The 13560-nt window shown below is 69.4% G+C and carries 12 protein-coding genes and 2 pseudogenes; 4 read left to right on the forward strand and 10 right to left on the reverse strand.

The features are described from left to right. Window positions 1–315: 315 nt before the first annotated feature. The 3 genes from ACIQ8J_RS32370 to thyX form a co-directional block, all read right to left on the reverse strand. Window positions 316–2001 (reverse strand): ribonuclease J, encoded by a 1686-nt coding sequence (locus tag ACIQ8J_RS32370; RefSeq protein ID WP_403277156.1) that lies wholly within the window; start codon window positions 1999–2001, stop codon window positions 316–318. Window positions 2002–2128: 127 nt separating this feature from the next. Next, the gene (dapA, locus tag ACIQ8J_RS32375; RefSeq protein WP_403277154.1) at window positions 2129–3028 is read right to left on the reverse strand and encodes a 4-hydroxy-tetrahydrodipicolinate synthase; all 900 of its coding nucleotides are present in this window, start codon (window positions 3026–3028) and stop codon (window positions 2129–2131) included. Between the two features lie 212 nt (window positions 3029–3240). Beyond that, window positions 3241–3981, reverse strand: coding sequence for an FAD-dependent thymidylate synthase (thyX, locus tag ACIQ8J_RS32380; protein WP_403277151.1), 741 nt, complete (start codon window positions 3979–3981; stop codon window positions 3241–3243). A gap of 199 nt (window positions 3982–4180) precedes the next feature. Between thyX and ACIQ8J_RS32385 the strand changes: the two genes are divergently transcribed. Together ACIQ8J_RS32385 and ACIQ8J_RS32390 are read left to right on the forward strand one after the other, a co-directional pair. Next, window positions 4181–4420, forward strand: a complete 240-nt coding sequence (locus ACIQ8J_RS32385; protein ID WP_399056050.1) for a hypothetical protein — start codon at window positions 4181–4183, stop codon at window positions 4418–4420. 115 nt (window positions 4421–4535) lie between these two features. Continuing rightward, window positions 4536–5096, forward strand: coding sequence for a hypothetical protein (locus ACIQ8J_RS32390; RefSeq protein ID WP_403277149.1), 561 nt, complete (start codon window positions 4536–4538; stop codon window positions 5094–5096). Between the two features lie 34 nt (window positions 5097–5130). On the opposite strand, the gene ACIQ8J_RS32395 is transcribed toward ACIQ8J_RS32390, so the two are convergent. The 6 genes and pseudogenes from ACIQ8J_RS32395 to ACIQ8J_RS32420 form a co-directional block, all read right to left on the reverse strand. Beyond that, the gene (locus ACIQ8J_RS32395) at window positions 5131–5583 is read right to left on the reverse strand and encodes a hypothetical protein (RefSeq protein WP_403277146.1); all 453 of its coding nucleotides are present in this window, start codon (window positions 5581–5583) and stop codon (window positions 5131–5133) included. A 17-nt stretch (window positions 5584–5600) separates the two neighbouring features. Continuing rightward, window positions 5601–6353: a 4-hydroxy-tetrahydrodipicolinate reductase gene (gene dapB, locus ACIQ8J_RS32400; RefSeq protein WP_403277143.1), complete on the reverse strand. Its 753-nt coding sequence runs from the start codon at window positions 6351–6353 to the stop codon at window positions 5601–5603. 19 nt (window positions 6354–6372) lie between these two features. Beyond that, window positions 6373–7752, reverse strand: coding sequence for a M16 family metallopeptidase (locus ACIQ8J_RS32405; RefSeq protein ID WP_403277140.1), 1380 nt, complete (start codon window positions 7750–7752; stop codon window positions 6373–6375). Continuing rightward, a complete protein-coding gene (locus ACIQ8J_RS32410) occupies window positions 7749–9968 on the reverse strand; it encodes a polyribonucleotide nucleotidyltransferase (protein ID WP_403277137.1) in 2220 nt (739 codons plus the stop codon). Before ACIQ8J_RS32410 ends, ACIQ8J_RS32405 begins: the two co-directional genes overlap by 4 nt. A gap of 324 nt (window positions 9969–10292) precedes the next feature. Then, the gene (gene rpsO, locus ACIQ8J_RS32415) at window positions 10293–10583 is read right to left on the reverse strand and encodes a 30S ribosomal protein S15 (RefSeq protein WP_403277134.1); all 291 of its coding nucleotides are present in this window, start codon (window positions 10581–10583) and stop codon (window positions 10293–10295) included. A 194-nt stretch (window positions 10584–10777) separates the two neighbouring features. Beyond that, a pseudogene (locus ACIQ8J_RS32420) lies at window positions 10778–11098 on the reverse strand (type VII secretion integral membrane protein EccD); the annotation flags it as partial. Between ACIQ8J_RS32420 and ACIQ8J_RS32425 the strand changes: the two are divergent. Together ACIQ8J_RS32425 and ACIQ8J_RS32430 are read left to right on the forward strand one after the other, a co-directional pair. Then, window positions 11087–12286, forward strand: a pseudogene (locus ACIQ8J_RS32425) (FtsK/SpoIIIE domain-containing protein); the annotation flags it as partial. The pseudogenes ACIQ8J_RS32420 and ACIQ8J_RS32425 sit on opposite strands and share 12 nt — an antisense overlap. 145 nt (window positions 12287–12431) lie before the next feature. Next, window positions 12432–12737, forward strand: a complete 306-nt coding sequence (locus tag ACIQ8J_RS32430; RefSeq protein WP_403277131.1) for a DUF397 domain-containing protein — start codon at window positions 12432–12434, stop codon at window positions 12735–12737. 75 nt (window positions 12738–12812) lie between these two features. Here the strand turns inward: ACIQ8J_RS32430 and ACIQ8J_RS32435 are convergent, their stop codons facing one another. After that, window positions 12813–13115 (reverse strand): WXG100 family type VII secretion target, encoded by a 303-nt coding sequence (locus ACIQ8J_RS32435; RefSeq protein WP_403277128.1) that lies wholly within the window; start codon window positions 13113–13115, stop codon window positions 12813–12815. Between the last annotated feature and the right edge of the window lie 445 nt (window positions 13116–13560).

The raw sequence follows: 13560 nt of genomic DNA on the forward strand, positions 1-13560 counted from the left end.
TCGTACTCACCCTCTCGGGCTTTCCTCCGGGCGCTTCCCTTCGGTATTTCGTGTTCCCGACTCTATCAGACGCTTTCGTGTCCGATTCCCCGTCGAAATGGGGTTCGCTTCGAGTTTCTCGCTTTCGCGATTTCCTTTCGGCGTGGCCCGACTTTATCAGAGATTCTGAGTCGGATTTCCCGCCCCGGTCGGGCGCTCCCGTACGCACACGAGTGTGCCGGGGTTCCCGTTCAGGCGGAGACGTAAACGTACTGGAGCGGGGCGCCCCGATGCAAATCGAGGCGCCCCGCTCCGGGCGTACAACCGCTGTGAGCGTCAGACCTCGACGACCACGGGGAGGATCATCGGGCGCCGCCGGTACGTGTCCGAGACCCACTTGCCGACCGAGCGGCGGATCAGCTGCTGGAGCTGGTGCGGCTCGACCACGCCGTCCTGGGCGGACCTGTTCAGCGCTTCCTCGATCTTCGAGACCACCGGGCCGAACGCGGAGTCCTCGATGCCGGAACCACGCGCCTGGATGTGCGGGCCACTGGTGATCTTGCCGCTGCTGGAGTCCACCACCACGTACACCGAGATGATGCCCTCGTCTCCGAGGATGCGGCGGTCCTTCAGGGAGGACTCCGTCACGTCGCCGACCGAAAGGCCGTCGACGTACACGTAACCCGCCTGGACCTTGCCGACGATCTTGGCGGAGCCGTCGACCAGGTCGACCACCACGCCGTCCTCGGCGATGACGATGTGGTTCTTCGGCACGCCCGTGAGGGCTCCGAGCTCCGCGTTCGCCCGCAGGTGACGCCATTCGCCGTGGACCGGCATCAGGTTCTTCGGCTTGCAGATGTTGTAGAAGTACAGCAGCTCGCCAGCCGAGGCGTGGCCCGAGACGTGCACCTTGGCGTTGCCCTTGTGGACGACGTTGGCGCCCCAGCGGGTCAGGCCGTTGATGACGCGGTAGACCGCGTTCTCGTTGCCCGGGATGAGCGACGACGCGAGGATCACGGTGTCGCCCTGGACGATCCGGATCTGGTGGTCACGGTTGGCCATCCGGGACAGCGCGGCCATCGGCTCGCCCTGGGAACCCGTGCAGACCAGTACGACCTCGTCGTCCGGCAGGTCGTCCAGCGTCTTGACGTCCACGACGAGGCCGGCCGGGACCTTCAGGTAGCCGAGATCGCGCGCGATGCCCATGTTGCGGACCATCGAGCGGCCGACGAAGGCGACCCGGCGGCCGTACTCGTGCGCGGCGTCCAGGATCTGCTGGATGCGGTGCACGTGGCTGGCGAAGCTGGCCACGATGATGCGCTTGTCGGCGTTGGCGAAGACCGTGCGCAGGACGTTGGAGATGTCCCGCTCCGGCGGTACGAAGCCGGGGACCTCGGCGTTCGTCGAGTCGGAGAGGAGGAGGTCGATGCCCTCCTCGCTCAGCCGGGCGAAGGCGTGCAGGTCGGTGAGACGGCCGTCCAGCGGAAGCTGGTCCATCTTGAAGTCGCCGGTCGCGACGGCCATGCCCGCAGGGGTGCGGATGGCGACCGCGAGGGCGTCCGGGATGGAGTGGTTGACCGCGACGAACTCGCAGTCGAAGGGGCCCAGGCGCTCGCGGTCGCCCTCGGCGACCTCCAGCGTGTACGGGCGGATCCGGTGCTCCTGGAGCTTGGCCTCGATGAGCGCGAGGGTCAGCTTGGAGCCGATCAGCGGGATGTCCGGCTTCTCGCGGAGCAGGTACGGGACGCCGCCGATGTGGTCCTCGTGGCCGTGCGTCAGGACGATGCCCTCGATGTCGTCGAGGCGGTCCCGGATGGAGCTGAAGTCCGGCAGGATCAGGTCGATGCCGGGCTGCTCCTCCTCGGGGAAGAGGACACCGCAGTCGACGATGAGCAGGCGGCCGCCGAACTCGAAGACCGTCATGTTCCGGCCGATTTCGCCGAGACCGCCGAGCGGTGTGACGCGCAGGCCGTTCTTGGGAAGCTTCGGCGGGGTACCGAGTTCAGGATGCGGATGACTCAAAAGACTCTCCTCACCACACGCGCCACGTACCTGTAGGGCACGTGGCGCGTATGTCATTCGTGCACTTGCTGTTGTGTATGGGTTTTCGCGCGTTCGTCTTGCGCGTATTCAGTTGTGAAGTCTGTGGTTAGAGCTGTACCCCACCGGCTGCCAGATCGAGCCCCAGCTGGCGGGATTCTTCCGCCGTGAGCTCGACCAGGGGAAGGCGCAGCGGTCCGGCCGGGAGCCCCTGGAGGGCAAGGGCGGCCTTGGTGGTGATGACGCCCTGGGTGCGGAACATCCCGGTGTAGACCGGGAGCAGCTGCTGGTGGATCTCGGTGGCCTTGCGTACGTCGCCGGCGAGGTACGCGTCGAGCAGGGCGCGCAGCTCGGGGGTGACCAGGTGGCCGACCACGGAGACGAAGCCGCAGGCGCCGACCGAGAGCAGCGGCAGGTTGAGCATGTCGTCGCCGGAGTACCAGGCGAGGCCGGAGCGGGCGATGGCCCAGCTGGCGCGGCCGAGGTCGCCCTTGGCGTCCTTGTTGGCGACGATCCTCGGGTGCTCGGCGAGCCGGACGAGGGTCTCGGTGTCGATCGGGACGCCGCTGCGGCCGGGGATGTCGTACAGCATCACCGGGAGCTCGGTGGCGTCGGCGATGGCCGAGAAGTGCCGGAACAGTCCCTCTTGCGGGGGCTTGTTGTAGTACGGCGTCACGGCGAGCAGGCCGTGTGCGCCGGCGCGCTCGGCCGTACGGGCGAGTTCGAGGGTGTGGCGCGTGTCGTTGGTCCCGATTCCGGCCACGATGTGGGCCCGGTCTCCGACGGCCTCCAGTACGGCCCGTACAAGCTGGTCTTTCTCCGCGTCGCTGGTGGTCGGTGACTCGCCGGTGGTGCCGTTGACGATCAGTCCGTCGTTGCCTGCGTCGACCAGGTGGGCAGCGAGTCGCTGGGCACCGTCGAGGTCGAGTGCGCCATCCGCCGTGAACGGCGTGATCATGGCGGTGAGGACCCGCCCGAAGGGGGTCTGCGGAGTGGAGATCGGAGCCATGGGTAACACGCTACTCGCTGCTCAGCGCCGGGTCCCCCCTCGGGGGCAGGTGGCAGAGGGAGCCCGGCACTGCCTGCTCGGGGGTTCAAGCAGTGCCGGGTCCGTTTGATCAGCCTAGATGAACTTCACGAAACGCCGCAATACGGACACTTTGCACGGCGTATCCGCACATCTGTCCCGGTATAGGCTCAGTCGGCTGTCAACCCGTGCGGCTACGGGGCCACCCGGCCGTTGGTGTTGAAGGCCGCGTAGGTGAGCGGCATGAGCCGGGCCCACTCCTCTTCCATCTTCTCGCCGACCATCTCGATCTCCCGCTGCGGGAAGGACGGGACCTTCGCCAGCTCGTGCTGGGTCCGCAGGCCGAGGAAGTGCATCAGCGAACGCGCGTTGCATGTCGCGTACATGGAGGAGAAGAGGCCGACGGGGAGCACGGCCCGAGCCACCTCGCGGGCGACACCGGCCGCCAGCATCTCCTGGTACGCCTCGTACGACTGCCGGTACGAGTCCTCCATCGCGCGGGCGGTCAGCTCCTGCTGCTCCGACGAGCCCTCGACGAATTCGTACTTGCCGGGGCGGCCCTGCTGCACCAGCTTGCGCTCGGCACCCGGAACGTAGAAGACCGGCTGGAGCTCCCGGTACCGGCCCGACTCCTCGTTGTACGACCAGCCCACGCGGTGCCGCATGAACTCGCGGAAGACGAAGATCGGGGCGCTGATGAAGAAGGTCATCGAGTTGTGCTCGAAGGGGCTGCCGTGCCGGTCCCGCATCAGGTAGTTGATGAGGCCCTTGGAGCGCTCGGGGTCCTTCTGCAGCTCCTCCAGGGACTGCTCGCCCGCCGTGGAGACACGGGCTGCCCACAGCACGTCGGAGTCGGACGCCGAGTGCTTCACCAGCTCGACGGTGACGTCGCTGCGGAAACTGGGCTTGAGGTCTGAGGCGGGGGTGTCGGTCACCGGCGGGTCCTTCCCATTGCGTCGCTCGGGCGGCGCCCACTCTACGGCCCGGCACCGACAACTCCATCCCTGACGGGTCGTCACCACATTCTTCGGCCAATTCGGGGAATTCGGGCACCAATCGGCAGTTCCGTGCGTCTGTACCAGTAAGCAGCAGCAAGTTCGACAGCCCCTCGAACCTCCAAGGAGATGTGCCCCCATGTTCCGCCGGCGTGAGCCCGTTCCGTTCGCATTCGTCGCCGAGGCCGACCGGTACCGCAGCAACGTCGAGCCACCGCCGCGCGAGCGCGCGAGCGCAGGTCAGCTCGTCGGCCGGACCCTGGTCGGGCTCACCGTCATAGCCGGGCTCACCGGCGCGCTGCTCTTCGGGATGCCCGCCATGGAGAGCCCCCGCTCCCCCGGGCAGAGCCAGCAGTCCGAGGCCTCCACCGGCCGCTGACCGGCTCCGAACGCGCCGACGCGCGCCCGGACCCCGGAGGTGGCCGCACGGTGACCTCCTGGGTAGCCTCACCCCGCACAGCCCAATCGAGCGTGCTTGTGAGTGAGGATCAGTCGTGCCCCTGCCCTTCCTGACGGCCGACCGCGCAGTTGACGCACCCGGTGAGTACTCCGACGACAACGCGCTGCCCTTCGACGACCACGATCGCTGGCGGCGCCCCTACCGGCCCGGCCCGTGGCGGGTCGCCGCAGCGGCCGTGCTGCTGCTCCTCGCCTCATTCGTGCTGCTCGCCGCCGTGATCATCGCCGCCGCCGGGGAACCCACGGGCGGGCTGGTCGTCCTGGCCGTCGCCGTGCTCGTGATCGCCTCGTCGCTGCGGCTGCTGCGGGTCGGGACCTGGGTGAGCCGGGCGGGGCTGCGGCGGGTCGCCTTCTTCTCCACCAGCACGGTGGCGTGGCGGCAGATCCGCGGCGTACGGACGGTTCAGCAGCCGGTGCGCTGGCTCGGGCTGCCGCGGACCGTGCAGGGGCAGGCGCTGATCGCCGAGCGGCAGGACGGCCGGGCGCTGCCGCCCCTGCTCACCGATCACGGTGCGGACTTCCTGGCGCGGGGCGAGGCCTTCGACCGCGCCGCGGACCTGGTGGAGGCCTGGGGCGACGAGTACCGGGCCGGCTGACCCGACACGTCCCGGCCTCGAAGCCCCGGTCGGGCTATGCCCCGGCCGGCTCGCTCTCGCGCAGGGCGATCGCCCGCTGCATCGCCTTGCGGGCCCGCGGGGTGTCGCGGGCGTCCTGGTAGGCGATCGCGAGGCGGAACCAGCAGCGCCAGTCGTCCGGGGCGTCCTCCGTCTCCGCCTTGCGCCGGGCGAAGACGGCATCGGCCGAGTCCCGGTCGATGCGGCCGCCCGCCGTGCGGACCAACTCGTCGACGGGCAGGCCGCCTTCGGCGTCCAGCTCGGCGGCGAGCTTGTTGGCCTTGGTGACGAACCGGGTGTTCGCCCAGAGGAACCAGATGCCGATCAACGGCAGGATCAGCACGGCCACACCCATGGTGACGGTGATCCAGGTGCCCTGTTCGATGAGCATCACGCCACGGCTGCCGGCCAGGACGAAGTAGAAGACCAGGACGGCGGCCGTGATGAGGTAGGTGATTTTCGCGCGCATGGGGCCGACGGTGCCGCTCAGTTGAGGTCGAGGAAGTGTTCCAGGCCGAAGGTGAGGCCCGGAGTGGTCACCACGCGGCGGACGCCGAGCAGGATGCCCGGCATGAAGCTGCTGTGGTGGAGGGAGTCGTGGCGCACGGTGAGGGTCTCGCCCTCCGCGCCGAGCAGTACTTCCTGGTGGGCCAGGAGACCGCGCAGCCGGACGGCGTGCACCGGGATGCCGTCGACGTCGGCGCCCCGGGCCCCGTCGAGCGCCGTGACCGTGGCGTCCGGCGCGGGGCCCACGCCCGCCTCGGCGCGGGCCGCCGCGATGAGCTGGGCGGTGCGCGTCGCGGTGCCGGACGGGGCGTCGACCTTGTTGGGGTGGTGCAGCTCGACGACCTCGACCGACTCGAAGTACGGGGCCGCGAGCTGGGCGAACTTCATCGTCAGGACGGCGCCGATGGAGAAGTTCGGGGCGATGAGCACCCCGGTGGACGGGGAGCCGTCCAGCCAGGTGTTCAGCTGCGCGAGGCGGTCCTCGGTCCAGCCCGTGGTGCCGACGACGGCGTGGATCCCGTGGCGTACACAGAAGTCCAGGTTGTCCATCACCGAGGCGGGGGTGGTCAGTTCGACCGCGACCTGGGCGCCCGTCTCGGCGAGCGTCTCCAGCTTGTCGCCGCGGCCCAGGGCCGCGACCAGCTCCATGTCCTCGGCGGCCTCCACGGCTCGTACCGCTTCGGAACCGATCCGGCCCTTCGCGCCGAGGACCGCCACGCGCAGCTTGCTCATTCGCTTGTTTCCTTAAGGGTTACGAGACCGCTTCGTGGAGGCGGTCGGCCTGCTTGTCCTTCAGCGGGCCGATGACGGACAGCGAGGGACGCTGCCCCAGGACATCACGTGCCACCTCACGGACGTCGTCCGGGGTGACCTCGGCTATCCGGGCCAGCATGTCGTCGACCGACATCTGGGAGCCCCAGCACAGCTCGCTCTTGCCGATGCGGTTCATCAGCGCGCCGGTGTCCTCCAGGCCGAGGACGGTGGAGCCGGAGAGCTGGCCGACCGCGCGGCCGATCTCGTCGTCCGAGAGGCCCTCGTTCGCCACCCGGTCCAGTTCGTCCCGGCAGATCTTCAGGACGTCGTGGACCTGGCTGGGGCGGCAGCCCGCGTACACGCCGAACAGGCCGCAGTCGGCGAAGCCCGAGGTGTACGAGTAGACGCTGTAGGCCAGGCCGCGCTTCTCGCGGACCTCCTGGAACAGCCGGGACGACATGCCGCCGCCCAGTGCCGTGTTCAGCACTCCGAGCGCCCAGCGGCGCTCGTCGGTGCGGGCGAGGCCCGGCATGCCGAGCACGACGTGCGCCTGCTCCGTGCGGCGGTTGAGCAGCTCCACCCGGCCCGCGGTCTTCAGGGCGCGGGCGCCGCCGCGCGGACCGACCGGGACGGCGTCCGTACGCGACAGCGCGCCGGCCTTCTCGAAGGCCTTGCGGACCTGGCGTACGACGGTGGCGTGATCGACGTTCCCGGCGGCCGCGACGACCAGGTGGCGCGGATCGTAGTGCTTCTTGTAGAAGCGCGAGATCTGCGCCTGGGTGAGGGAGTTGATCGTGTCGACGGTGCCGAGGACCGGGCGGCCGAGCGGGGTGTCGCCGAGCATGGTGTGCGCGAACAGGTCGTGCACGCAGTCGCCCGGGTCGTCCTCGGTCATCGCGATCTCTTCGAGGATCACGCCGCGCTCGGCGTCGACGTCCTCGGCGAGTATCAGCGAGTCCGTCAGCATGTCGCACACGACGTCGATCGCCAGCGGCAGATCGGTGTCGAGCACCCGCGCGTAATAGCAGGTGTACTCCTTCGCCGTGAAGGCGTTCATCTCGCCGCCGACCGCGTCGAGCGCGGAGGAGATGTCGAGGGCACTGCGCTTGGTGGTGCCCTTGAAGAGGAGGTGCTCCAGGTAGTGCGTGGCGCCGTTCAGCGTCGGCGTCTCGTCGCGCGAACCCACCTGGACCCAGATGCCGAAGGTCGCGGACCGTACGGAGGGAAGGGTTTCGGTGACGACCCGCAGGCCGCCGGGGAGGGTCGTACGGCGGACGGTGCCGATGCCGTTCTGACCCTTCAGGAGCGTTTGGGTACGGGCGACGGCCCGCCCCTCCGAAGAGGGGCGGGCCGTCGTCGCGGAACTACGGGACGTCACTTGGCAGCGTCGTCCTTTTCGGCGTCGTCGGCCGTCTCGCCCTCGATCACGGGGACCAGGGAGAGCTTGCCGCGGGAGTCGATCTCGGCGATCTCGACCTGGACCTTGGCGCCCACACCGAGCACGTCCTCGACGTTCTCGACGCGCTTGCCACCGGCGAGCTTGCGGATCTGCGAGATGTGCAGCAGACCGTCCTTGCCGGGCATCAGGGACACGAACGCACCGAAGGTGGTGGTCTTGACGACCGTACCCAGGTAGCGCTCGCCGACCTCCGGCATGGTCGGGTTGGCGATGCTGTTGATCGTGGCGCGGGCGGCCTCGGCCTGCGAGCCGACCTGGGCACCGATGTAGATGGTGCCGTCGTCCTCGATCGTGATCTCGGCGCCGGTGTCCTCCTGGATCTGGTTGATCATCTTGCCCTTGGGGCCGATGACCTCACCGATCTTGTCCACCGGGATCTTGACGGTGATGATCCGCGGGGCGTTGGGGGACATCTCGTCCGGGGTGTCGATCGCTTCCATCATCACGTCGAGGATGTGGAGGCGGGCGTCGCGGGCCTGCTTGAGGGCCGCGGCCAGGACGGAGGCCGGGATGCCGTCCAGCTTGGTGTCGAGCTGGAGCGCGGTGACGAACTCCTTCGTACCGGCGACCTTGAAGTCCATGTCACCGAACGCGTCCTCGGCACCGAGGATGTCGGTGAGGGCGACGTAGTGCGTCTTGCCGTCGATCTCCTGGGAGATCAGACCCATGGCGATACCGGCGACGGGGGCCTTCAGCGGCACACCGGCGTTCAGCAGCGACATGGTGGAGGCGCAGACCGAGCCCATGGACGTCGAGCCGTTGGAGCCGAGGGCCTCGGACACCTGACGGATCGCGTACGGGAACTCCTCGCGGGTCGGCAGGACCGGCACGATGGCGCGCTCGGCGAGCGCGCCGTGGCCGATCTCGCGGCGCTTGGGCGAGCCCACGCGGCCGGTCTCGCCGACCGAGTACGGCGGGAAGTTGTAGTTGTGCATGTAGCGCTTGCGGGTCACCGGGGAAAGGGTGTCCAGCTGCTGCTCCATCCGGAGCATGTTCAGGGTGGTGACGCCCAGGATCTGGGTCTCGCCACGCTCGAACAGCGCCGAACCGTGCACGCGCGGGATGGCCTCGACCTCGGCGGCCAGCGTACGGATGTCCGTGATGCCGCGGCCGTCGATGCGGACCTTGTCCTTGATGACGCGCTCGCGGACCAGCTTCTTGGTCAGCGCGCGGTAGGCGGCGGAGATCTCCTTCTCGCGGCCCTCGAACTGCGGGAGCAGCTTCTCGGCGGCCAGACCCTTGACGCGGTCCAGCTCGGCCTCGCGGTCCTGCTTGCCCGCGATCGTCAGCGCCTGGGTGAGCTCGCTCTTGACGGCCGCGGTCAGCGCCTCCAGGACGTCGTCCTGGTAGTCGAGGAAGACCGGGAAGTCGGCGGTCGGCTTGGCAGCCTTGGCGGCCAGGTCGGACTGGGCCTTGCAGAGCACCTTGATGAAGGGCTTCGCGGCGTCCAGACCGGCGGCGACGACGTCCTCGGTCGGCGCCTCGGCGCCGCCCTGGACCAGCTGGATGGTCTTCTCGGTGGCCTCGGCCTCGACCATCATGATCGCGACGTCGCCGTCCTCCAGGACGCGGCCCGCGACCACCATGTCGAAGACGGCGTCCTCAAGCTCGGTGTGCGTCGGGAACGCGACCCACTGGCCGTTGATCAGCGCGACGCGGACGCCGCCGATCGGGCCGGAGAAGGGCAGGCCGGCCAGCTGGGTGGACGCGGACGCGGCGTTGATCGCGACGACGTCGTACAGGTGGTCGGGGTTGAGCGCCATGATCGTCGCGACGACCTGGATCTCGTTGCGCAGGCCCTTCTTGAAGGACGGGCGCAGCGGGCGGTCGATGAGGCGGCAGGTGAGGACCGCGTCCTCGGAGGGCCGGCCCTCGCGGCGGAAGAAGGAGCCGGGGATCTTGCCGGCTGCGTACATCCGCTCCTCGACGTCCACCGTGAGGGGGAAGAAGTCGAGCTGGTCCTTGGGGTTCTTGGACGCGGAGGTGGCCGAGAGGACCATCGTGTCGTCGTCCAGGTACGCCACGGCGGAGCCGGCGGCCTGCTTGGCCAGGCGGCCCGTCTCGAAGCGGATGGTGCGGGTGCCGAAGGAGCCGTTGTCGATGACGGCCTCGGCGTAGTGGGTCTCGTTCTCCACTAGCGTTTTCTCCATTTTGTTGGATGCAATGTCGTCTTTTCGTCCCCGGGCCCGTGTGGCGCGGGGACGGTGGGGTGAGCGGCGGAGAAGCGCTCCTGAGGGCGGGCCGGTCTTCGATCGAAGCACCCGGGGTTCCTTGCGTTCCGGGGGCCACTACCGAGGACCGGCGGCGGAGGAGGGCCTCTGCTCGCTCGCGCGGTGAAGCGCGTTTGGTGAAGCTTGTTCTGTTGTCCGTACCAGACTACTGAGCGTTCGGTACGTCCCGCACGTACAGCAAAGGGAGCGGCCCCCTAATAGGTGGGAACCGCTCCCTTCGCAGCATGCTTACTTGGCGCCGCCGGCCGCACCGCGGCGGATGCCCAGGCGGTCGACCAGCGTACGGAAGCGCTGGATGTCCTTCTTGGCCAGGTACTGCAGCAGGCGGCGGCGCTGGCCGACCAGGATCAGCAGACCACGGCGGGAGTGGTGGTCGTGCTTGTGCATCTTGAGGTGCTCGGTCAGGTCCGAGATGCGGCGGGAGAGCATGGCGACCTGAACCTCGGGGGAGCCGGTGTCGCCCTCCTTGGTGCCGAACTCGGCCATGATCTGCTTCTTCGTAGCGGCGTCGAGAGACACTCGTACTCCTCAGTGGTGTTCGTGCGCCCACGAGTGCCCCTGGTCCAGATCTCAGGGGAGCTTCCGTGACTCGGAGGCGAAGGTCCGATGAGCGCAGCTTCCAGAGGAGCGGGGCTCTTCCGGGAGCGCGTACACAAACGGCCGTCACACAGCGTACCAGCCCCCCGGGTGGCGGTTGACCCGGGGGAACGGGGTCAGCTGGTCAGGGCGCGGGCCCTGGCGTACACGCCGAAGACGGCGAGGGTCAGCGGCAGGAGGGTGAGCAGGACGAATCCTTCGGCGATCTCCAGGAAGCGGCCCCAGAACGGGGCGATCGCGGCGACCAGCCACAGGGTGCGGATGTCCAGGGCGGCGGTGTCGCCCTACAGCGCGTCCGCCGTCGGGCCGAGCGGCGCGTTGACGCACAGGCCGAGCCCGAGCAGCACGAGGGCGCCGAGCCCTGCGGTCAGGGTGGCGGCGGCCTGGGCGGTGTAGCGGGAGAGGCGGGCCCGCATGAGCATGGCGACGCCGGTGGCCCGGCCGCCCACCAGGTGTGGCTGCCGCCGCTGGACAGCCCGCCGGCCCTCGACTCGCTGCTGCCCGGCCTCGCCCCCGTGCGGGGCCGCGGACTCACCCGGCCCGACCACGAGGGCGCCGGGCGGCTGATCGTGCCGCCCGGCCCCGTGGACAAGCCGTACGAGCAGCGCCGCGACCCGCTGTGGTGCGACTTCTCGGGCGCGGCCGGCCGTCTGCAGATCCTGGGCGGCCCGCAGTCCGGCAAGTCGACGCTGGTGCGCACCCTGCTCGCGTCGTTCGCGCTCACCCACACCCCGCGGGAAGTGCAGTTCTACGGGCTCGACTTCGGAGGCGGCGGCATGGCCGCGGTCGCGGGCCTGCCGCACGTCGGCGGCGTCGCGTCCCGGCTGGACCCCGAGCGGGTGCGGCGCACGGTGGCCGAGGTGTACGGCGTGGGGTCCGCCTCCTGCCACGCGAACTCCCGGCCGCCCAGCTTCCGCCCGGCCACGCCTTCCCGGACCGGGGCGTCGCCTTCGCGCTCGACGAGAGCAGCCTGGAAACGGTCTTCGTCGACTTCGAGCAGGACCCGTTCTTCCTCGTCTTCGGCGAGGGCGAATCCGGCAAGTCGAACCTGCTGCGGCTCCTGATCACCCAGCTCACGCAGCGGTACGACGGCGACGCGTGCAAGCTGTTCGTGGTGGACAACCGGCGCGCCCTGCTCGATGCGACCCCGCCCTCCCACCTGGCCGAGTACATCCCGATGTCGAACGCCATGGACCACCACATGGACGCGCCGGCCGACCTGATGCGGCGCCGAGCGCCGAGGTCACCGCGCGGCAGTTGCGCGAGCGCAGCTGGTGGCGTGGCCCCACGGTGTACGTGGTGGTGGACGACTACGAGCTGGTGTCGACGTCCAGCGGAAACCCGCTCGGCGGGCTCACCGAACTGCTGCCGTTCGCCCGCGATGTCGGCGTCCGCTTCATCATCGCCCGCTCCACGGCGGGCGCGGGCCGCGCCGCCTACGAGCCCTTCATGCAGCGCGTGAAGGAACTGGACGCCCAGGGCGTGGTCCTGGCAGGCGACCCGGCCGAGGGCGACGTCCTGGCCGGCGTCCGCCCCGCCCGATACCGACGGGCCGCGGTGTGTTCGTGTCCCGCAGGCGGGGGAAGCCGCTGGTGCAGACGGGGTTGACGGAGGTTGAGAACTGAAGGCGCGCGGGGGCGCTCTCGTTCTCGTGCATTCTTCCCGCACCCCCGCCCGCCGCGCACAGCGCCAAGTAGGCTGAACGGACGGCCGGTTGGCCCGCCCCATCAGTACGTGTGGATCAGTACGTCTGGAAGGAATCGCTCCGTCATGGCTGAGGAACAGGACCAGGAACTCCGGGAGCGCAAGGAGCGCGAGAAGAACGAGCTGTACGCCCTCGACATCTCGGGCGTCGAGTGGCACAGCGCGCCCGGTACGTCCGAGGACGAGGAGCGCGTCGAGATCGCCTATCTGCCGGCCGGCGCCGTGGCCATGCGGTCCTCCGTGGACCCGGACACCGTGCTGCGGTACACCGAGGCGGAGTGGCAGGCGTTCGTACTGGGGGCGCGGGACGGGGAGTTCGACCTGGAGCCCTCGGTCCGCAACGGCGGGATCGAGGCGGGCTCGGCGCAGTAGCACCGGGGCGCACCGACGCCGAACGGGGTGGGCACCTCCCGCGCGTGCCCACCCCGTCCTTGCTGCCCGGCACTCCTACTGGAAGTAGCCGGCCGCCTTGTGGTCACCGGCCCGGTAGGCCGGACCCGCCTCGGCCACGGCCTTGGCGATCTGCGTGAGCGAGGTGTGGACGCTGTGTGCGGTGGTGTTCCAGTCCCGCTGCTTCGCCGCGTACGCCTCATGGGCCTCGCCCTCCCGGCTCGTGGCGGCCTTCGCCACCAGGTGCTGGATGTCCCGGAGGTCCTCATAGAGCTTGTCGGCCTGCTTCTGGACGTCCGCGGCCGCGAGCTCAAGACTGCCGTACTTCACTCCGAGAACATCGCCGTTACCGCTGGGCACGGCTTCCCCAATCTCTGCGTCTCGGTATCTCTGTTATCTCTGCGACAAACAAAGCTGGTTGCGGCGCAGCTGGGCCGCCTCGTCAACCTGCCGCGCACCGATCGGGAATCCCTCTCGACGCTCGCCGACGGGGTGACGCTCTGGTGCAGCGATCGGGACCGGTCCCTCGCGGTGACCCGCGCGACCGAGACCGAGACCGGATTGTTGGGGAAAGCCCGACGGGTCGACTGAACAGCAGCAGCGCGGCGCAAGTTGGCCCGGTCTGACCGATTCGCCCCGAACGCTCCGCCCCCGGCAGGTCACTTCACCGGCACCCGTGGGGCGAGGGTGACGAAAGGGACAGTCGATCGAGGTGACCGGGCCTGCCGCGTCGGTATTGCCGACGATTAGGCTGGGACGGACCGGGGGCAGGGCTCCGCGGCGAATGCGCGTCGTCCGTACGGTC

Source organism: Streptomyces sp. NPDC094147 (genome assembly GCF_044764265.1).
Classification (GTDB): Bacteria; Actinomycetota; Actinomycetes; order Streptomycetales; family Streptomycetaceae; genus Streptomyces.